The sequence below is a fragment of the Pseudomonas sp. NY15181 genome, assembly GCF_048068055.1.
Taxonomy (GTDB): Bacteria; Pseudomonadota; Gammaproteobacteria; order Pseudomonadales; family Pseudomonadaceae; genus Pseudomonas.
Genome location: NZ_JBLUPT010000008.1, coordinates 1 through 20,097, shown reverse-complemented (window position 1 = coordinate 20,097; position 20,097 = coordinate 1). Strand labels below are relative to the sequence as shown.

General features: G+C 63.8%; 18 protein-coding genes. 7 read left to right on the top strand and 11 right to left on the bottom strand.

The window, feature by feature from the left end; translation table 11 throughout:
- Positions 1 to 3 precede the first annotated feature (3 nt).
- From ACNFBT_RS18440 to yacG, 4 genes are all read left to right on the top strand, one after another.
- Positions 4 to 1,221: a type II secretion system F family protein gene (locus ACNFBT_RS18440; RefSeq protein WP_416751764.1), complete on the top strand. Its 1,218-nt coding sequence runs from the start codon at positions 4 to 6 to the stop codon at positions 1,219 to 1,221.
- 5 nt (positions 1,222 to 1,226) lie between these two features.
- Entirely contained in the window at positions 1,227 to 2,099 is an 873-nt protein-coding gene (locus ACNFBT_RS18435) for a prepilin peptidase (RefSeq protein ID WP_416751762.1), read from the top strand.
- 65 nt (positions 2,100 to 2,164) lie between these two features.
- Complete coding sequence (gene coaE, locus ACNFBT_RS18430) at positions 2,165 to 2,773, top strand: dephospho-CoA kinase (RefSeq protein WP_416751760.1); 609 nt, start codon at positions 2,165 to 2,167, stop codon at positions 2,771 to 2,773.
- Entirely contained in the window at positions 2,770 to 2,973 is a 204-nt protein-coding gene (gene yacG, locus ACNFBT_RS18425) for a DNA gyrase inhibitor YacG (protein WP_416751758.1), read from the top strand. The genes coaE and yacG overlap by 4 nt, the downstream gene beginning before the upstream one ends.
- Before the next feature lie 187 nt (positions 2,974 to 3,160).
- Here yacG and ACNFBT_RS18420 read toward each other — a convergent pair whose 3' ends face one another.
- The 4 genes from ACNFBT_RS18420 to ACNFBT_RS18405 form a co-directional block, all read right to left on the bottom strand.
- Positions 3,161 to 3,376 (bottom strand): hypothetical protein, encoded by a 216-nt coding sequence (locus ACNFBT_RS18420; protein WP_275610273.1) that lies wholly within the window; start codon positions 3,374 to 3,376, stop codon positions 3,161 to 3,163.
- 107 nt (positions 3,377 to 3,483) lie between these two features.
- Positions 3,484 to 4,173, bottom strand: coding sequence for an energy-coupling factor ABC transporter permease (locus tag ACNFBT_RS18415; RefSeq protein WP_416751756.1), 690 nt, complete (start codon positions 4,171 to 4,173; stop codon positions 3,484 to 3,486).
- Entirely contained in the window at positions 4,170 to 4,637 is a 468-nt protein-coding gene (locus tag ACNFBT_RS18410) for an FAD/FMN-containing dehydrogenase (RefSeq protein WP_416751754.1), read from the bottom strand. The genes ACNFBT_RS18415 and ACNFBT_RS18410 overlap by 4 nt, the downstream gene beginning before the upstream one ends.
- 2 nt (positions 4,638 to 4,639) lie before the next feature.
- A complete protein-coding gene (locus tag ACNFBT_RS18405) occupies positions 4,640 to 5,056 on the bottom strand; it encodes a GNAT family N-acetyltransferase (protein WP_416751752.1) in 417 nt (138 codons plus the stop codon).
- Positions 5,057 to 5,161: 105 nt separating this feature from the next.
- On the opposite strand from ACNFBT_RS18405, the gene ACNFBT_RS18400 reads away from it, so the two are divergent.
- The 3 genes from ACNFBT_RS18400 to ACNFBT_RS18390 all read left to right on the top strand — a co-directional run bounded on the left by ACNFBT_RS18400 (position 5,162) and on the right by ACNFBT_RS18390 (position 7,396).
- Positions 5,162 to 5,791, top strand: a complete 630-nt coding sequence (locus tag ACNFBT_RS18400; protein ID WP_416752185.1) for a DUF1780 domain-containing protein — start codon at positions 5,162 to 5,164, stop codon at positions 5,789 to 5,791.
- Between the two features lie 82 nt (positions 5,792 to 5,873).
- Complete coding sequence (locus ACNFBT_RS18395; RefSeq protein WP_152220482.1) at positions 5,874 to 6,044, top strand: DUF3094 domain-containing protein; 171 nt, start codon at positions 5,874 to 5,876, stop codon at positions 6,042 to 6,044.
- Positions 6,045 to 6,097: 53 nt separating this feature from the next.
- Entirely contained in the window at positions 6,098 to 7,396 is a 1,299-nt protein-coding gene (locus tag ACNFBT_RS18390; protein ID WP_416751750.1) for an NAD(P)/FAD-dependent oxidoreductase, read from the top strand.
- 460 nt (positions 7,397 to 7,856) lie between these two features.
- On the opposite strand, the gene cyoE is transcribed toward ACNFBT_RS18390, so the two are convergent.
- From cyoE to ACNFBT_RS18355, 7 genes are all read right to left on the bottom strand, one after another.
- A complete protein-coding gene (cyoE, locus tag ACNFBT_RS18385) occupies positions 7,857 to 8,744 on the bottom strand; it encodes a heme o synthase (RefSeq protein WP_416751748.1) in 888 nt (295 codons plus the stop codon).
- A gap of 11 nt (positions 8,745 to 8,755) precedes the next feature.
- Entirely contained in the window at positions 8,756 to 9,121 is a 366-nt protein-coding gene (gene cyoD, locus ACNFBT_RS18380; protein ID WP_413349288.1) for a cytochrome o ubiquinol oxidase subunit IV, read from the bottom strand.
- Positions 9,121 to 9,750 (bottom strand): cytochrome o ubiquinol oxidase subunit III, encoded by a 630-nt coding sequence (cyoC, locus tag ACNFBT_RS18375; RefSeq protein ID WP_015475724.1) that lies wholly within the window; start codon positions 9,748 to 9,750, stop codon positions 9,121 to 9,123. Before cyoC ends, cyoD begins: the two co-directional genes overlap by 1 nt.
- 3 nt (positions 9,751 to 9,753) lie before the next feature.
- Positions 9,754 to 11,733 (bottom strand): cytochrome o ubiquinol oxidase subunit I, encoded by a 1,980-nt coding sequence (gene cyoB / locus ACNFBT_RS18370; protein WP_243805322.1) that lies wholly within the window; start codon positions 11,731 to 11,733, stop codon positions 9,754 to 9,756.
- Positions 11,734 to 11,739: 6 nt separating this feature from the next.
- Positions 11,740 to 12,726 (bottom strand): ubiquinol oxidase subunit II, encoded by a 987-nt coding sequence (cyoA, locus tag ACNFBT_RS18365; protein ID WP_416751746.1) that lies wholly within the window; start codon positions 12,724 to 12,726, stop codon positions 11,740 to 11,742.
- Positions 12,727 to 13,653: 927 nt separating this feature from the next.
- Complete coding sequence (locus ACNFBT_RS18360; RefSeq protein ID WP_416751744.1) at positions 13,654 to 15,318, bottom strand: TolC family protein; 1,665 nt, start codon at positions 15,316 to 15,318, stop codon at positions 13,654 to 13,656.
- Between the two features lie 5 nt (positions 15,319 to 15,323).
- Positions 15,324 to 20,097: HlyD family type I secretion periplasmic adaptor subunit (locus ACNFBT_RS18355; RefSeq protein WP_416751742.1), on the bottom strand; the 4,774-nt coding region annotated here is incomplete at its 5' end.

The following is a 20,097-nucleotide window of genomic DNA, read 5'->3' as shown; positions in this document are numbered from 1 at the left end:
TCCATGGCGGAAAAAGCATTGAAGACCAGTGTCTTTACCTGGGAAGGCACTGATCGCAAGGGCGGGAAGATCAAAGGGGAGCTTTCGGGGACCAGCCCGGCCTTGGTCAAGGCCCAGTTGCGCAAGCAGGGCATCAACCCGATCAAGGTTCGCAAGAAAGGCATGTCGCTGCTGGGCAAGGGCAAGAAGATCAAGCCAATGGACATCGCCCTGTTCACCCGGCAGATGGCGACCATGATGAGTTCGGGCGTTCCGCTATTGCAATCCTTCGACATCATCGGTGAAGGCTTCGACAACCCGAACATGCGCAAGCTGGTCGACGACATCAAGCAGGAGGTCGCCGCCGGTAACAGCCTGGCTAACTCCCTGCGCAAGAAGCCCCTGTACTTCGACGACCTGTACTGCAACCTGGTCGATGCGGGCGAACAGTCCGGCGCCCTGGAAACCCTGCTCGACCGCGTGGCGACCTACAAGGAAAAGACCGAATCGCTTAAGGCGAAGATCAAAAAAGCCATGACCTATCCCATTGCGGTCATAGTCGTGGCCATCGTCGTCTCCGCCATTCTGCTGATCAAGGTCGTGCCGCAGTTCCAGTCGGTCTTCGCTACCTTCGGCGCGGAGCTCCCAGCTTTCACCCGCATGGTCATTTCCTTGTCGGAAGTACTGCAGAAGTGGTGGTTCATCGTCCTGATCGCCATGTTTGCCGTTGCATTCATGTTCAAGGAAGCCCATAGGCGCTCGGAGAAATTCAGGGATACCGTTGATCGCTCGGTCCTGAAGCTGCCGATTGTCGGCGACATTCTCTACAAGTCCTCGGTCGCCCGTTATGCTCGCACGCTCTCCACCACCTTCGCCGCCGGTGTTCCGCTGGTCGAAGCGCTGGACTCGGTGTCCGGCGCCACCGGCAACGTGGTGTTCCGTAACGCGGTGAGCAAGATCAAGCAGGACGTCTCCTCCGGTACGCAGTTGAACTTCTCCATGCGCACCACCGGCGTCTTCCCGAGCATGGCCATCCAGATGGCCGCCATCGGCGAGGAATCCGGCTCGCTGGACGCCATGCTCGACAAGGTCGCCAATTACTACGAGGAAGAGGTCGACAACGCCGTCGATAACCTCACCACTCTGATGGAACCGATGATCATGGCCGTACTCGGCGTACTGGTCGGCGGCCTGGTGATTGCCATGTACCTGCCGATCTTCCAATTGGGCAACGTCGTATAAGCCACATGCCAGTCCTCAACTTCCTGGCCAGCACCCCGCTGGCCTTTGTTTTATGCGTGCTCGTACTCGGACTTCTGGTCGGCAGCTTCCTCAACGTAGTCATCCACCGCCTGCCACGGATGATGGAGCGTGACTGGCAGCGCGAGGCACGCGTGGCACTGGACTTGCCGGAAGGCGAAGCGCAGCCCACCTACAACCTGATCCTGCCGAACTCCCAGTGCCCGCACTGCGGCCATGAGATCAAGGCCTGGGAAAACATTCCCGTGGTGAGCTACCTGGCGCTGGGCGGCAAGTGCTCCTCGTGCAAGACGCCGATCAGCAAGCGCTACCCGCTGATCGAGCTGGCATGCGGCGCGCTCTCGGCCTTCATCGCCTGGCACTACGGCTTCGGCTGGCAGGCCGGCGCCATGCTGCTGCTCGGCTGGGGCCTGCTGGCGATGAGCATGATCGACGTCGATCACCAGTTGCTGCCGGATGCGCTGGTGCTACCGCTGCTCTGGCTGGGGCTGATCGTCAATTACTTCGGGCTGTTCACCAATCTGGGCGATGCGCTCTGGGGCGCGGTGTTCGGTTACCTGAGCCTGTGGTCGGTGTACTGGCTGTTCAAGCTGCTCACCGGCAAGGAAGGCATGGGCTACGGCGACTTCAAGCTGCTGGCGATGCTCGGCGCCTGGGGCGGTTGGCAGGTGCTGCCACTGACCATCCTGCTGTCGTCGCTGGTGGGCGCGCTGCTGGGCATCGTTACCCTGCGCCTGCGCAAGGCCGAAACCAGTACGCCGATCCCCTTCGGCCCCTATCTGGCCATTGCCGGCTGGATTGCGCTGCTCTGGGGTGATCAAATAACCGCGACCTATCTGCAGTTCGCCGGTTTCCACTAGCCTTCCCTCGCGCCGAGCCCGTTCGGCGCGTTCTGACGGTCGCTGGACCGGCAAGAAGGAGAGCCATGAAACCCTGGATTCTGGGCCTGACCGGCGGTATCGGCAGCGGCAAGAGCGCCGCCGCCGAGCACTTTGCCGCGCTGGGCGTACACATGGTGGACGCCGATCACGCCGCGCGCTGGGTGGTCGAACCCGGCCGCCCTGCCCTGGCCAAGATCGTCGACCGCTTCGGCGATGCGGTGCTGCTGCCGGACGGCCAGCTCAACCGGGCCGCCTTGCGCGAGCGCATTTTCAAGTCGGAAGAAGAACGGCGCTGGCTGGAACAGTTGCTGCACCCGCTGATCGGTGAGGAAATCGCCGCCAATCTGGCGCGCGCCGAATCCCCCTACGCCATTCTGGTCTCACCGCTGCTGGTGGAGTCCGGGCAGCGCCGCATGACCCAGCGCGTGCTGGTGGTGGACACCCCGGAGCACCTGCAACTGGAACGCACCATGCGTCGGGACAAGGTGTCCGAAGAACAGGTCCGCGCGATCCTCAAGGCTCAGGCCGTGCGCGAAGACCGACTCAAGCACGCGGACGACGTGCTGCTCAACGACGGCGATCTCGGGCACCTGCACCAGCAGGTCGAGCGCCTGCATCAGTTCTATCTCGGCCTGCGTGGAGGACAACCATGAGCCAACCTATGACCGTGGAATGCCCCACCTGCGGCGCCCCCGTGGAGTGGAGCGCGAAGAGCGAATTCCGCCCCTTCTGCTCGCACCGCTGCAAGCTGATCGACCTCGGTGCCTGGGCCGCTGAAGAACACGCCATCCCAGGTGACAACCTGGAAGACGAGCTGTTCTCCGGCGACCTGGAAACGCCGCGCGGGCACTGAGTCCCAATGAAAGGGCCCGCATCAACCGGCCCTTTCGTTTCACGTCCGCACCCAACACAACGTGAAATGACGTGTAGGAGCGAGCTTGCTCGCGAACCGCCCGAGCTCCGAAGTCACCGGGAAAGCATTCGCGAGCAAGCTCGCTCCTACAGGAAAAGCAAAGGCCCGCATCTGCGGGCCTTTTCGTTCAGGGGCGCATGAAGGCGTAGTCCCTTTCTTCATCCAGATTGTCAGCGAGGAAGTGCAGTTCGTGGCCCAGGTCCTCTTCGGTGCGTACCTGCGCATTGGCCCGCACCGCTGCGCTGAGCAACGCACGCACCACCAGTTGCGGGTCCTGCCCCGCCGCCTCCGCCTCGATCAGCAGCTCCTGAAGACGCTGCTCCGCCCAGCTATGAATGCTCATCGGCAATCTCCTCGCGAATGGGGGGCCAAGCTTCCCCGATCGCGGACGGTTTCCGAACTGACCTGGATCAAGCGACAGGGGCGATGCGCCTGGCCAATGGCCGAACATCAGCGCGACTCATCGTCATCCTTCCAGGGCGCCTGCAGGTAGCGCGTGCGATTGAAGGTCTCCAGCCAGTCCGGATAGAACACCACCAGCCCGGTGACGATGGTGCCGTTGATGAAGGCCTCCGGGAACATGATCAGCCAGAGGTAGCCGATGAAGTCCTCGATCCACGGCGGCATGGGAAACAGGCCATCCATCCACAGCAGCCCCAGGCCGAGCATCAGGCTGCACAAGGCCGCCAGCGCGGCGGGGAAGAACCCCGAGCAGAAGATGTAGACGAACAGGTTCCGTGGCTGCCGGCGCTCGACGAAGATGGCCGCAAGCTCGGTGATCAGCACCGGGATCAGCACCAGCAGGATGCCGTTGATGCCGATGGCGGCCCAATCCTGCCGGTCGATCACACACAGGCCGATCTGCGCCACCAGCCCGACCATGATCGCCAGCGGCCAGTCCAGCAGCAGGGTCACGGCGGTCATGCCGATGAAGTGGAAGGACACCCCCGAGGTGAAATCCCGGCGCACCAGCCACAGCAGGAACAACCCGAGCATGGTGCCGAACACCAGGTGCTGGCGGCGGAAGTCGCTGATCAGCTCCAGCCAGGGGGCGCGCCAGGCAGCCCAGGCCAGAACGGGCAGATAGACGGCCCAGCCCAGCTCCAGGGTTTCTTCGGAGAGCAGGTGCGCGGCAATCACAGCGTGCCGCGCTCCAAGGCCTGGCGCAGCGCCTCGGCATTATCGAAACGGCGGGTGTCGACCACCCTGCCCTGCTCCACCTGCAGCCAGGTCACGACCTCAGGCTGGGCACTGAAGCGGGTGGCGATGCGCGCATCGCGGTCGAGCAGCACGCGGTAGCTGTAGTCGCGCATGGCGGGTACGGCGAACATCGCCGAGATCGCCCCGGGCATGCGGCTGATGTCGGCGACAAACACGCCATGCCGGGCCTCGAGATAGCCGGCGGGGCGGCCGTCGAGTGCGGACTTGACCAGCTTGCTGCCGGTCATGTCGCGGGCGATCAGCACTATTCGCAGCTCGGCGTTGGCCGTGTAGGGCTTGTCGAACTGGTCCAGCAAGGTCCAACCGCTCGCCGTAGTCGCCTCCTGCGCCAGCACGGTGCTCGACAGCAGCAGGAACAGCAGTCCGCTCAGCAATCGTTTCACGCTCAACCTCCCACGGAGAAAATCTGTAGATCCTCGCGCCGTCCCCACCCCGTCTGGGCCTCCCAGAACGCAAGGGCCTCGGGCGCATCCCTGAGCACGAAGACGTGCGACTTGCCGATCCCTTCGCGAGCCAGACGGACCAGCACCTCGTCGAGCAGCGCCCGCGCCATCCCGCGCCCGCGAAAGGCCTCATCGACCACCAGATGCTGCAGATAACCCCGGCGTCCGTCATGGCCGGCCAGCAGGCTGCCGATCACCTGGCCGCCGTCTTCCAGCACCAGGCTAAGACCGGGATTACGCCGCAGATAGGCAGCAAAAGGCTGGTAATCGTCGTCACGACGCAACTGGATGCCCGGTGTGCGCTCCCACAGGGCGCGCAGGGCGGCGTGATCGTCGGGAACAGCAGAGCGAAGCAGCATCGCGACCTCGGTGTCATGGCTCGCGACAGTCTACACCGGGCGTCCATCCCCCCGCCCCATCGATTCGGCAACGCCCCTGCGATGCACAGCAACTATGCTGAAGACATGAATGAGTCCGACTACCTGCGCCTGCTGACCCGCCAGGCGGAACAAGCCAACGACTTCCTCTCCAACGGCCGCAAGTGGGAGCGGGAGTGCTGGGCCTGCCAGCGCCTGCTGCAGGCCCTGAAGGTGCCCTATCGCCAGGAAGACTTCATCGCGCCGGCGCAGCAGCCGCCGGATGTGCTGTTTCGCGATGCCAGCTTCGAGGTGTTCTTCGTGCTCGACCAGGGCCGGCGGCTCAACGAGGAATGGCGCGAGGAACTGCTGCGCCGGCGCATGGCACAAAGCATCAACCAACTGATCCGCCGCGAGCAGCGCCCACGGCGGATTCCCTGCGCGGACCTGCAGGCGCGCCTGGCGCCTACGCTGCGCAAGAAGGCGCACAACTACAGCGAGCGTGGCATCGATGTCCGCGACCTGGATCTGCTCGCCTTCGTCAGCCTCAAGCGCGAGACGGCGGACTTCAACACCCCTTTCCCCCCCCCCACGGAATTCCTGCGCCAGGGCTGGCGTTCACTGTCGATCGTCGGCCCCACTTTCGCCCGGGTGCTGTTTGCCCATACCGACGCGCCGGACTTTCTGCGCGGCAGCCTCGGTCGCACGGTGCTGTTCGACATGGGCGTCGGCCTTTGAGGCACGCCCGCTCGGCTCTTTGCGCATTGAGGGGCCGCCCGAGCCCTACTAGAATGCTCGGCATTACAAACGGAGGCCGCCCATGCCCAGTCGCTTGAGCCCCGAAGACCAGCAGAAAGTCGATCAGTACCTCAGCTCTCCCGTCCACCAGGTCGAACGTGCGCCGTTCAAACCCTGGCTGATGATGGGAGCCCTGCTCGCTGTGGTCATCGGCCTGGGCCTGCTGAGCCGCCTCCTGGCCTACCTTGCGTGAGCGCCGTGCCGCCACGGGCCGATACAGGATTCCCTAAGCTATGAGAATGCAACATGTCCCATCGTATCGTGATCGTCGGCGGCGGCGCCGGCGGGCTGGAGCTCGCGACCCGTCTCGGCCGCACCCTGGGTAAGAAAGGCCGCGCGCGCATCACGCTCGTCGACGCCAACCTCACCCACATCTGGAAACCCCTGCTGCACGAAGTCGCTGCCGGCTCGCTCAACTCCTCCGAGGATGAGCTGAACTACGTCGCCCAGGCGAAATGGAACCACTTCGAATTCCAGCTCGGCCGTCTCACCGGCCTGGACCGCGCCGGCAAGCGCATCCAGCTCGCCGCCACGCTCGATGAGCAGGGCACGGAACTGGTGCCGGCGCGCAGCCTGGAGTACGACAGCCTGGTCCTGGCCATCGGCAGCACCACCAATGACTTCGGCACCCAGGGCGCTGCGGATCACTGCATCTTCCTGGACACCCGCGAGCAGGCCGAGCGCTTCCACAAGCTGCTGCTGACCCACTACCTGCGCGCCCACGCCGGGCAGGACAAGGACGACCAGATCAGCGTCGCCATCGTCGGCGCCGGCGCCACGGGCGTCGAGCTGTCGGCCGAGTTGCACCACGCCGCGCAGGAGCTGGCGGCCTACGGCCTGACCGGCATCCAGCCGCAGAACATGCGCATCACCCTGATCGAAGCCGGCCCGCGCGTGCTGCCGGCGCTGCCCGAGCGCATCAGCCGCCCGGTGCACCAGACGCTGGAGAAGCTCGGCGTGCGCGTGGCTACCGGTTCAGCAGTACAGGAAGTGACGGCCGAGGGCCTGCGTACTTCGGCTGGCGAGTTCATCCCGGCGAGCCTGAAGGTCTGGGCGGCGGGCATCCGCGCGCCGAGCCTGCTCAAGGAGATCGATGGCCTGGAGACCAACCGTATCAATCAGCTGGTAGTCCGCTCGACCCTGCAGACCACGCGCGACGACAACATCTTCGCCTTCGGCGACTGCGCCGCCTGCCCGATGGGCGATGGCAGCGAACGCACCGTGCCGCCGCGCGCCCAGGCTGCGCACCAGCAGGCATCGCTGCTGGCCAAGGGGTTGGTCGCGCGCCTGGAGGGCAAGTCGCTGCCGGAGTACCGCTACACCGACTACGGCTCGCTGATCTCGCTGTCGCGCTTCAGCGCCGTGGGAAACCTGATGGGTAACCTGATGGGCAGCGTGAAGCTCGAAGGCTGGCTGGCGCGGATGTTCTACGTGTCGCTTTACCGCATGCACCAGATGGCGCTGTACGGGCCGTTCCGCACGGCGCTGCTGATGATCGCGGATCGCATCGGGCGCAGTACCGAGCCGCGGTTGAAGCTGCACTGATCCAGCGGCGCTAAAGAAAGGGCGGACACCCAAGGTGGCCGCCCTTTTTCATTGGGCCGCTTACGCGGCTATCGCGGACGAAGCCAGCTCCTACGAAACCAAAAGCCCCTCACCCTAACCCTCTCCCGCACGCGGGAGAGGGGACCGACCGATGCAGGCGGGCGATACGGTGTCAGCCGGCACGCACGGCCCCTCTCCCTCTGGGAGAGGGCTGGGGTGAGGGAAAGCGCAGGCACGGGCGTCAACGTAGGGCGTATAACGCTCCGCGTTATACGCCGCCTAGCCCAGACCTCAGGGCACTCCGAGTTCGACCGCGGCGCTGAATCACGGACAAGGTGTATCGGCGTACAACCGCGAACGGTTGTACGCCCTACTTCCATGGCGCGGCGTCGCACATGCAGAAGGCCGCGCACAAAAAAGCCGCCCCGAAGGGCGGCTTTTTCGTTACAGCCGAGCAGTCTTACAGCGCCGCCAGCATCGACTGGGCCGGGATGGCCTGGAAGTCGATGGACATCATCAGGCTCAGCACGCTGATCGCGATGATGGAGAAGGCGAACAGCTGGCGAGCCCAACGGCGATCGTCTTCGGCACTGAAGCCTTTCACCGCGATGAACAGCCACCAGGCGCTGACCGCCAGCGCCACCACCAGGTAGCCGTAGCCGGCGAAGCCGGTCACGGTCAGCAGCAGGGTCGCAAGGCCGAAGGCCACCACGTAGTAGAGGATCTGCTTCTTGGTCGCTTCGATGCCGCGCTCCACCGGCAGCACGGGAATCCCGGCCGCGCGGTAGTCGTTGAGGCGGAAGATCGCGATGGCGTAGCTGTGCGGCATCTGCCAGAGGCAGAAGATCAGCAGCAGCACCGCCGCGCCCATGTCGAACTGACCGCTGGCGGCGCAGTAGCCCACCACCGGCGGCATGGCTCCGGAGAGACTACCGACCAGCGTGCCGTAGACCGAACTGCGCTTGAGCCAGAGGCTGTAGAGCACGACATAGACGAAGAAGCCGAACGCGGCGAGCAGGGTCGCCTGCACGTTGGTCTTCCACGCCAGCAGGCCGAAGCCCGCCACGCCCAGCACCAGGCCATGAGCCAGTGCCGCCGTGAGCGAGATCTGCCCGGTCACGGTGACACGGCTGCGGGTACGCTCCATGAAGCGATCGATGTCGCGGTCGATGCAGTTGTTGAACACACAACCACTGGCAACGACCAGGGACAGGCCGATCACGGTGGCCAGCAGCAGCATCGGGTCAACGCTGCCGCGGGCGGCGAGGAAGTATCCCCCTGCCACCGCGATCAGGTTGCCGAAGATGATGCCCGGCTTGGCTACCAGGAGATAACGCTTGAGTTTCACGGCATCGGCCCTCAGGGCATCGGCATCATCAGGGTGTCGGCGGTGTAGATGATCCACAGCGACAGACCGACCACCAGCAGGATGATGATGGCGGTGAAGATGAATGCCATGACGTTCCAGCGGCCTTCGGAGCTGAAGTTCATGTGCAGGAAGCAGATCAGGTGCACGACGACCTGAACCAGACCCAGGATCACCATGGTCAGCAGAGTGGCGTGACGCGAGAAGCCACCGTCGATGACCATGTAGAACGGGATCGCAGTCAGGATCACCGAGAGCACGAAACCGATGGCGTACGAGCCCAGGCTGCCGTGACCGGCACCGTGGTTGTCGTGGCCGTGGGCGCCGTGGGAGTCGTGATGATGTGCAGCAGCGGACATTACAGAGCCCCCATCAGGTAGACGACGGTGAAGACGCAGATCCAGACGATGTCCAGGAAGTGCCAGAACAGGCTCAGGCACATCATGCGGGTGTTGTTCTGCGCGGTCAGGCCACGGGTGCCGATCTGCGCCATCAGCACCAGCATCCACAGCAGGCCTGCGGAAACGTGCAGGCCGTGCATGCCGACCAGGGTGAAGAAGGACGACAGGAAGGCGCTGCGGCTCGGGCCGAAGCCTTCGACGATCAGGTGATGGAACTCGTTGAGTTCCATGCCGATGAACGCGGCGCCGCAGAGGAAGGTCACGCCCAGCCAGGCGATGGCCTTGCCCTTGGCACCCTTGTGCGCGGCCAGCATGGCCAGGCCGTAGGTGCAGGAGGAGATCAGCAGGATCGCGGTTTCGACGGCCACGTAGGGCAGTTCGAAGATGTCCTTGCCGCTCGGGCCGCCGGCCGTGTGGTTGACCAGCACGGCGTAGGTGGCGAAGACGCTCGCGAACAGGATGCAGTCGGTCATCAGGTACAGCCAGAAGCCGAAGACCGTCATGCCGCCGCTGTCGTGGGCGTGGTCATGGTCGTGCGCCGCTTCGTGCGTATCGACCAGGTGTTGATTCAGTACTGCCGTAGACATCGCTTATACCTGCGCAGTGGCGAGTTTCTGGAAGTTGGCGTTTTCGATGCGCTCGATCTCATCCGGCTGGACGTAGTAGTCCAGGTCGGTGACGTAGCTGCGCACGATGACCGAGGCGATCATGCCGACGAAGCCAACGCCCACCAGCCACCAGATGTGCCAGATGGCGGCGAAGCCGAAGATGAAGGCGAACAGCGCGATGGAGAAACCAGCGGCGGTGTTCTTCGGCATGTGGATCGGGGCATAGGCCGGCAGGCGGCGGTACGCGGTACCGGTCTGCTTCATGTCGTGGAACGCGTCGATGTCGTTGACGTGCGGCAGCTCGGCGAAGTTGTAGTACGGCGGCGGCGAGGAAGTGGACCACTCCAGGGTACGGCCGCCCCACGGGTCGCCGGTCACGTCGGCCAGAGCCTTGCGGTTCTTGATCGAGACGAACAGCTGGATCAGCTGGCAGGCGATGCCCAGGAAGATCAGCACAGCGCCGAAGAAAGCCACGACCAGGTACGGCTTCCACATCGGGTTGTCGTAGTGGTTCAGGCGACGGGTCATGCCCATGAAGCCGAGGATGTACAGCGGCATGAAGGCCATGTAGAAGCCGACCAGCCAGCACCAGAAGGAACGCTTGCCCCACTTCTCGTCCAGGGTGAAGCCGAAGGCTTTCGGGAACCAGAAGACGAAGCCGGCCAGGTAGCCGAACACCGCACCACCGATGATGGTGTTGTGGAAGTGGGCGATCAGGAACAGGCTGTTGTGCAGCAGGTAGTCAGCACCCGGAATGGCCAGCAGAACGCCGGTCATGCCACCGATGGTGAAGGTGACGATGAAGCCCAGGGTCCACAGGATCGGGGTGTTGAAGCGCAGGCGGCCACGGTAGATGGTGAACAGCCAGTTGAACAGTTTCACCCCGGTCGGGATGGAAATCAGCATGGTCGCAACGCCGAAGAAGCCGTTGACGTCGCCGCCCGAACCCATGGTGAAGAAGTGGTGCAGCCAAACGGTGAAGCCGAGGAACGTGATCGCGGCGCTCGCCCACACCATCGAGGTGTAGCCGAACATGCGCTTGCCGGCGAAGGTCGCGGTGACTTCGGAGAAGATACCGAACGCCGGCAGGATCAGGATGTACACCTCAGGATGGCCCCAGGCCCAGAAGAGGTTGATGTACATCATGGCGTTGCCGCCCAGCTCGTTGGTGAAGAAGTGCATGTCGAAGTAGCGGTCCAGCGACAGCAGGCCCAGGGCCGCGGTCAGGATCGGGAACGACGCAACGATCAGGATGTTGGCGAAGGTGCAGGTCCAGGTGAAGATCGGCATCTGCATCAGCTTCATGCCGGGGGTACGCATCTTGAACACGGTCACCAGGAAGTTGATACCCGTGAGCAAGGTACCCATACCCGATATCTGTAGTGCCCAGATGTAGTAGTCCACACCCACGCCCGGGCTGTAGGCCAGCTCGGACAGCGGCGGGTAGGCGACCCAGCCGGTACGGGCGAATTCACCCAGGCCCAGCGAGACGTTCACCAGCATGGCGCTGACGACCAGCAGCCAGAAGCTCAGGGAGTTCAGGAAGGGGAACGCCACGTCGCGCGCGCCGATCTGCAGCGGCACGGCCAGGTTCATCAGACCGGTCATGAAGGGCATGGCCATGAAGATGATCATGATCACGCCGTGAGCGGTGAAGATCTGGTCGTAGTGTTCCGGCGGCAGGTAGCCGTGGTTGGCGCCTTCAGCCAGCGCAAGCTGGCCGCGCATCATGATGGCGTCGGCGAAGCCGCGCAGGAGCATGACCAGGGCGACGATGATGTACATCACGCCGATCTTCTTGTGGTCGATGGAGGTCAGCCATTCGGTCCACAGGTAGGTCCACTTGCGGTAGTAGGTGATCGCGCCGAACACGCCGAGGCCCAGCAGGGCGACGACGGCCAGCGTGATGACGATGATCGGCTCGTGATACGGCACGGCCGACAGTGTCAGTTTCCCGAACATCTGTGGTTACTCCTGGCTCGGATTCATTTGCATGCCCGGCATGTCGCTCATGTCGTGGCCCGCCATGGCGGTCTCGTCATGGGCAGCTTCGCCGTGCTCGCCGTTGGCCTGCTCTTCTTTGAGCTTGTGGGCCTTGGCCATCTCGTGGCCGGCGTGTTCCCACTTCTTCAGCACGCTGGAGAACAGCTCGGGGCTGACGGTTGCGAAGTAGGTCGCCGGGACGTTCTCGGTCGGCTTCACCAGCTCCGGGTACTGATCCAGGTTCAGGGTCTGCTGCGAGGCCTTGACCTTCGCGACCCAGTCCTGGAAGCCCTGCTCGGAGGTAGCGATGGCCTTGAACTTCATGCCCGAGAAGCCGCCGCCGCTGTAGTTCGCGGAGATGCCGTCGAACACGCCTTCTTCGTTGGCGATCAGGTGCAGCTTGGTCATCATTCCGGCCATGGAGTAGATCTGGCTACCCAGCTGCGGAATGAAGAAGGAGTTCATCACCGAATCCGAGGTGATCTGGAAGTTCACCGGGGTGTCTTTCGGGAAGGCGATTTCGTTGACGGTGGCGATACCCTGTTCCGGGTAGATGAACAGCCACTTCCAGTCCAGCGAGATGGCCTGGATGGTCACCGGCTTGACCTCGGAGTCCAGCGGACGGTACGGGTCCAGCTTGTGGGTGCTCTCCCAGGTGATCCAGCCAAGTGCGGCGATGATCAGGCAGGGAACCAGCCATACCACCAGCTCGATCTTGGTCGAGTGGGACCAGTCCGGCATGTAGGTGGCCTTGGTGTTCGAAGCCCGGTATTTCCAGGCGAACGCGAAGGTCATCAGGATGACCGGCACCACCACGATCAGCATCAGCAGGGTTGCCGTGATGATCAGGGACTTCTCGTCAGCGCCGACCTGCCCTTTCGGGTCGAACAGCGCCATGTTGCAACCACCGAGCATCAGCATCGGCAGCCACGCAAGTCTCTTCAAAATTCCTGTGTACTGCTCTTTTTTCATCTTGCGGCCTTAGTGGATGAAAATCGCTTCACCGCCCATGAGCCTTCGCCACGCACTGCACGACGACTCGTTACCCGCGACTTTTCCAAGCCGCCTGCCAGGGCTGTCATGGATTCACGAACGCGGCCGCAAGGATTCCAGGCAAAGGGAGGTCGCCCGGTCTTCGCGATGCGAAACCGATTTCGTCAGCTGATTCGTTCCGTGTTATTCAGCGTGTAGTGTCTGGACTGGCGGCTCGTTAGAGCGCGCGCGTCGCACACCGGATGCACGAGCGGATTGCCCGACTCGTCTTATGACAGGAGCCCACCGATGGCAGCCCCCTGTTGTTATGCCGCTGCACCAAAGGGTGAACACTGGCCATGACCTGCGTCAGTGCGACTCAGCGATTTGGGGGTAGGAAATGGACGGCGGGTATTACAAAGCATTTCAGAAATGCCTTTCAAGGCCCCGGCCTTTCATTTTTAACAAGATATTTTCTCAACACGGGAAACAGTTGCGGCCTGAATCGCACAGAAAATGAACAATTCACGCAGACTGGGAAAGGGTATTGCCTGCCTGCCGGAGCCCTTTCCGTGGGTGCCACGAAATTGTGTCAGATCCATGAAAAGCGCGGCTTTCAACGCCATTCCACAGGAAGCGAATCCAGCCTGTGAAGCACTTGGCAAAGACCCTGCCATGATGGCGATCAAGAACCTTTGCGAAAGCCCTCGAAGCACTGCGCGCACCCTGCGACACATCGACGCACAGCGACATTTGCAAGGGGCAAACTGCTTCAAGTTGTGACGATCGTACTGGACGATCCAGGCGCTCCTCGGCATGTACGCCCCGCACTGGGGACGAGTCGAGCCTCCATGACCACCGAAGCGGACATGCCGGGAGGAAGTGGATGAACTGGGCGGGGACGGTCTGTACGCGGACCGCGCGCGATCAACGGATAGCCGACTCGCTGCCCGGCGCCAGCCAGGCCATCAGGCCGCTGGTTTCCGCGCGAATGCGCAGGTCCGCAGTCTTGGCGCTGTAGTAGGTGTCGGATGCGGCGATCTGGTGCGTGTAGTACTCGTTCTCGGCGATCAGCACGTCCAGCAGCGTACGCTTGCCCAGGTGGTACCACTGGTCATAGAACATCTTGCGCACCCGGTCGGACTCGGTCAGCAGCTCCTTGTAGTCACCGACGCGAGCCGCCGACAGGTCACGCTGCTCGACCAGATTGCGGATGCGGTACTCCGACTCACGACGGGTCGCCTCCATCTTCTCTTCCGCCGCGTTCGCCCGTGCATAGGCCGCGCGCTGCGCCGCCGACGCCGAACCACCGGAGAACGCCTGCCACTCCACGGCAAGGCCGGTCGACCAGGGCTCATTGTTGTCGAACATGTTGTTGCCGGTGCTGCGTCCCACGACCCAGTTCAGCTTCGGCATGCGCGACGACTTCACCGACTCGGCATTGGCCAGCGCCGCCTCTTTCTCCCAACGGGCCTGACGCAACGCAGGCATGTCCGACAGCTGCGCCAGTGCATCGTTCAGCGACATCGGCGCCCAGTCCCACTTCGCACTCGCGGGTACCGTCACATCCTCGCCAACCAGCTTGGCCAGGGTCGTCTTGGTTTCCTGCAACTTGGACTGCACCAGGTCGCGGGCGGTCTCCGCCTGCAACAGGCGCGAACGAGCCTGTACCACCTCGCTGCGACGGCCAGGGTCCACCTCGGCGATCTTCGACAGCATGTCCACCAGCTCGCGCATGCGCGTCACATAGCGATTGCTGATATCCAGCGACGCCTGCTGATGGGCCAGTTCCACCACCGCCGAAGCGGTGTTGTAGGCGACCGTCACCTGGGTCTGGCCCTTGGCTTCTTCCTGGGCATTCGCCGTATTGCTGCGGCTGTCGATGGTGTGGCGGATTGCGCCGAAGTCATAGATCGGTGTGGTCATCTGCACAGTGGTACTGCCGTCGTTGCCGTACTCGCTCTTGCTGGACTGCAGCGTCTTCGAACTGGCGCTGACCTGCACCTGCGGCCAGCGCGCGCCCTTGGCCTGGTCCACATCGCCCTTGGCAGCCTGCCAGTTGGCATCGGCCTGCTTCATCTCCGGGCTGATGTGCAGCGCGGTATTCACCAGCTCGCGGATGTAGGCCAGCGAAGCCTCCGACGAGCCAAGGCTCGAAGCGCGCGCGCCGCTGCCGGCGCCAAACGAGGTACCAGCGCCGACGCCCACCGGCAGGCTCAGGTCCAGCGAGGGTTTGGCGGTTGCACGCACTTCAGGCGCCTTGGCCGGTTTCGTCTCGGCGATGGCCATGGCTGCCGGCCTGGCAACTGCGTCGGCCGGAGCTGCTGCAGTCTTTGCAACCGGAGCAGCCACCGGGATAACGGTGGGAGCAGCGATGGGCGCTGCGCTGGACAGCGCCGGTGCGGTACCGGACGCAGCCGCAGCGCGCTCCTTGGGTGCGGAGTAGAAGCTCAGGGCCCCGGCGTAGTCATCTGCCGATGCAACGCCAGCGCCTGAGATCGCCGCCAGCGAGGCCACCGTGGCAGCGAGCGCCGAGCGGCCGAAGCAGAACCGTTTACGAAGGTTGTTTGAGGTCAGTTCAAGGTCTTTCATTTTCATCATCTCTCGCGGAAGGCCTCACGCGCTTTAAGCGCGGGCTTGAGTAGGTAATCCAGGATGGTTTTTTCCCCGGTACGGATTTCCGCGGTCGCGGTCATGCCGGGAATGATCGGGAAGTGCTTGTCACCCTTGGTCAGCTCGGCCTCGTCGGTGCGGATCAGCACCCGGTAGAACGAGGTGTCCGGGCGGCCCTGGCGGGCCATCTCGTCGTCCTTGATGGTGTCGGGACTGATGAGCTCGACCTTGCCGGTGAGGCCGCCGTAGATGGCGAAGTCGTAGGCGGAAATCTTCACCGTGGCGGGCAGGCCGGGGCGCAGGAAGGCCACATCGGCCGGGCGGATCTTGGCCTCCACCAGCAGGCGGTCCTCCAGCGGGACGATCTCCATGATGTCCTGGCCCTGCTGGATCACACCGCCAATGGTGGTGACGCGGACGTTCTTCACGATGCCCTTGAGTGGCGCCGTGAGCGTGGTGCGTTTCATCACGTCCTCGCGCCCTGCCGCGTTCTCCACGGACTGGGCGAGTTCGCTCTCCACCCGGGTCAGTTCGGCGTTGGCATCGGAGCGATACTTGTTGCGGCGCTCAGCCGAGCCATCGGCGGTGATGAAGTCGGTGGAGTGCGTCACGTCGATCGACGAGTCCTTGCTCATGCTGCTGATCGATACACCGTTGAGCTGCACCTGATAGGCGTGGGTCGCGGTGACGTCCGTCGAGTTGCCCGCCGCATCGTGGGCCACCAGGGTGGCGTTGATGCTGTGGGCGCTGTCGGCCACCAGCTTGCTGCCGGGAACGGAGACGCTCCAGGTACCGTCAGCCGCCACGCTGGCGCTGTAGGTGGTGCCGTCGAGCTTGAAGCTCACCTTGTCGCCGGCGGTGAACTCGCCGGTGACCTTGCCGCTGATAACCTGGTTGGTTGCCGCTTCGGCGGAGTTGACGATGTCGTCACCGGCCACCGCGTTGATGGTCAGCGTCGCCACCGGCGGGGTGACATCCACGCTGTAGGCGTGATCGGCCTCGATGACGCCGACGTTGCCGGCGGCATCCTTGGCCATCAGAGTGGCATGGATGTTGGTTTCCTTGGCCAGGTCGGAACCGGCCACGGAAACGCTCCACTCACCCTTGGCGTTCACCGTGGTGCTGTAGGTGGTGCCGTTGAGCGTGAAGCTGACCTTGTCGCCGGCCTGGAACTCGCCGCTGGCCTTGCCGCTGATGGTCTGGGTGGTCTTCGACTCCTCGAGGTTGACGATGTCGTCGCCGGCCACGGTGTTGATGGTCAGCTGGGTGGTTTTCGCGTCCGGCCCGTCGAGATCGACGGTATACGGGTGGTTGGCCGTGACGCTGGCGCTGTTGCCTGCCGCATCGTGGGCCACCAGGGTGGCGTCGATGCTGCTGCCCTTGGCCAGGTCGGTGCCCGAGACCTGCACGCTCCACTCGCCCGAGGCGCTCACCGAGGCGCTGTAGACCGTGCCGTTGAGGCTGAAGGTCACCTTGTCGCCGGCCTGGAACTCGCCACTGGCCTTGCCGCTGATGGTCTGGTTGGTCATCGACTCGGCCTTGTTGACCACGTCGTCACCGGCCACCACGTTGATGGTCAGGGTCGCCACCGGGGCGGTGATGTCGACGCTGTACGGATGGCTGGCCTTGGCGCTGGCGCTGTTGCCCGCCGCGTCGTGGGCCACCAGGGTGGCGTCGATGCTGCTGCCCTTGGCCAGGTCGGAACCGGCCACCTTGACGCTCCACTTGCCGGAAGCATCGACCGTGGTGCTGTAGGCGGTGCCGTTGAGCGTGAAGCTGACCACGTCGCCGGCCTGGAACTCGCCGCCGGCCTTGCCGCTGATGGTCTGCTGGGTCTGCGATTCGGCGATGTTGACGATGTCGTCGCCGGCCACGGTATCGATGGTCAGGGTGGCGACCGGCGGCGCCAGGTCGACGCTGTACGGACGGTTGGCCGCTACGTCTGTGGCGTTACCGACATCATCATGCGCCACCAGAATGGCGTTGATGCTGCTGCCCTTGGCCAGGTCGGAACCGGCCACCTTGACGCTCCACTTGCCGGAAGCATCGACCGTGGTGCTGTAGGTGGTGCCGTTGAGCGTGAAGCTGACCTTGTCGCCGGCCTTGAACTGACCAGTCGCTTTACCGCTGATGGTCTGCTCGGTCTGCGATTCGGCAATGTTGACGACGTCGTCACCGGCCACCACGTCGATGACCAGGCCGGCCACCGGCGGGGTGACACTCACCTCGTACGGATGGTTGGCCGTGACGCTGGCTTCGTTGCCCGCGGCATCGTGGGCCACCAGGGTGGCGTCGATGCTGCTGCCCTTGGCCAGGTCGGAACCGGCCACGGAAACGCTCCACTCGCCCTTGGTGTTCACCGTGGCGCTGTAGGTGGTGCCATTGAGCGTGAAGCTCACCTTGTCGCCGGCCTGGAACTCACCGCCAGCCTTGCCGCTGATGGTCTGGGAGGTCTGCGATTCGGCGTAGTTGAGGACGTTGTCTTCGGTCACGTTGTTGATGGTCAGCGTCGCCACCGGCGGGACGAGGTCCACGGTGTAAGCGTGATCCGCCACGACATCGGCCACGTTGCCGGCGGTGTCATGGGCCACCAGGGTGGCATGGATGTTGGTTTCCGCCGCCAGGTCGGCGCCGTCCACGGCAACGCTCCAGTTACCGGTGGAGTTCACCGACGCACTGTAGGTGGTGCCGTTGAGCTCGAAGCTCACCACATCACCGGTCATGTACTCGCCGGTCACCTTGAGAACCACCTCGTAGCCGTGGTCGGCGCTGACGCTGGTTGCGTTACCGGCGGTGTCGTGCGCCACCAGGGTGGCGTGGATATTGGTTTCCGCCGCCAGATCGGCGCCGGTTACCTGCACGCTCCAGTTGCCCGAAGCATCCACCGCGGCGCTGTAGGTGTGGCCGTTCAGTTCGAAGGTGACCTTGTCGCCTTCCTGGAACTCGCCGACGGCCTTGCCGCTGATGGTCTGGTTGGCCTTGGATTCGGCCAGGTTGACCATGTCGTCACCCGTCACCGGGTCGATGCTCAGCGTTACCACCGGAGGCGTGGTGTCCACCTGATAGGCGCGCGCCTCTGTCACCGGCGTGCTGTTGCCAGCGCTGTCGGTGGCCACGAAGGTCGCCACGACGCTGTGCGCCGCATCGGCCACCAGGGCGGAGCCCGGAACCGAGATGCTCCAGTCGCCCTTGTCGTCGACGGTGCCGCTGTAGCTCACGCCATTGACCACGACTGTTACCACGTCACCGGCACGGCCGCCCGTCGAACCGCCACTGATGGCCTGGTCGACCTTGGACTCTTCCAGGTTGACGATATCGTCGCCGGCAATGACATGGATGCTCAGCGTCGGCACCAAAGGATCAACGACAACGGTATACGGGTGGTCAGCGACCACGGTGGTCGCGTTGCCGGCCGCATCATGCGCCACCAGGGTGGCATGGATGTTGGTTTCCTCGGCCAGGTCGGAACCGGCCACCGAAACGCTCCACTCGCCCTTCTCGTTCACCGTGGTGCTGTAGGTAGTGCCATTGAGCGTGAAGGTCACCTTGTCGCCGGCCTGGAACTCGCCGCCAGCCTTGCCGCTGATGGTCTGCTGCACTTCCGATTCGGCAATGTTGAGCACGTCGTCACCGGCCACCTTGTCAATGGTCAGTGTTGCGACCGGCGGGGTGAGGTCGATGTTGATCGGATAGGCATCCGACGCCGGGCTGATGTTGCCCGCCGGGTCTTCGGCCTTGACGGTGAAGTCATGCTCGCCCTCGTCCAGGGACTTGTCGGCCGGGACTTCGAACGACCAGGTGCCGTCGTCGCTGGTGACCACGGTGGAGCCCAGTTCGGTCTCGCCGTCGAACACGTGGATGATGTCGCCTTTCTCGGCGCCGCCACCGTTGATGACCGGGGTGGTGTCGTTGGTGTCGCCATTCTTCGGTACGTCGACTAGGTGCGCCGGATCGTCGTTGTCGACAACGCCGGTGATGCTCGGGGCAGACGGAGCGGTAGTGTCGATATTGATCGGATAGGCATCCGACGCCGCGCTGATGTTGCCCGCCGGGTCTTCGGCCTTGACGGTGAAGTCGTGTTCGCCTTCTTCCAGGGCCTTGTCGGCCGGAACTTCGAACGACCAGGTGCCATCGTCGTTGGTGACCACGGTGGAGCCCAGTTCGGTCTCGCCGTCGAACACGTGGATGATGTCGCCCTTCTCGGCGCCACCACCGTTGATCACCGGGGTGGTGTCGTTGGTGTCGCCATTCTTCGGTACGTCGACCAGGTGCGCCGGATCGTCGTTGTCGACAACGCCAGTGATGGTCGGAGCGGACGGAGCGGTGGTATCGATGTTGATCGGGTAGGGTTCCGACGGCTCGCTGATGTTGCCGGCCGGGTCTTCCGCCTTGACGATGAAGTCGTGCTCGCCCTCATCCAGGGCCTTGTCGGCCGGGACTTCGAACGACCAGGTGCCGTCGTCGCTGGTAACTACGGTGCTGCCCAGTTCGGTCTCGCCATCGAACACGTGGATGATGTCGCCCTTCTCGGCGCCGCCACCATTGATCACCGGAGTCGTGTCATTGGTGTCGCCATTCTTCGGTACGTCGACCAGGTGCGCCGGATCGTCGTTGTCAACGACGCCGGTGATGGTCGGGGCGTTCGGAGCGGTGGTGTCGATGTTGATCGGGTAGGGCTCCGACGGGCCACTCATGTTGCCGGCCGGGTCTTCCGCCTTGACGATGAAGTCGTGCTCGCCCTCGTCCAGGGCCTTGTCG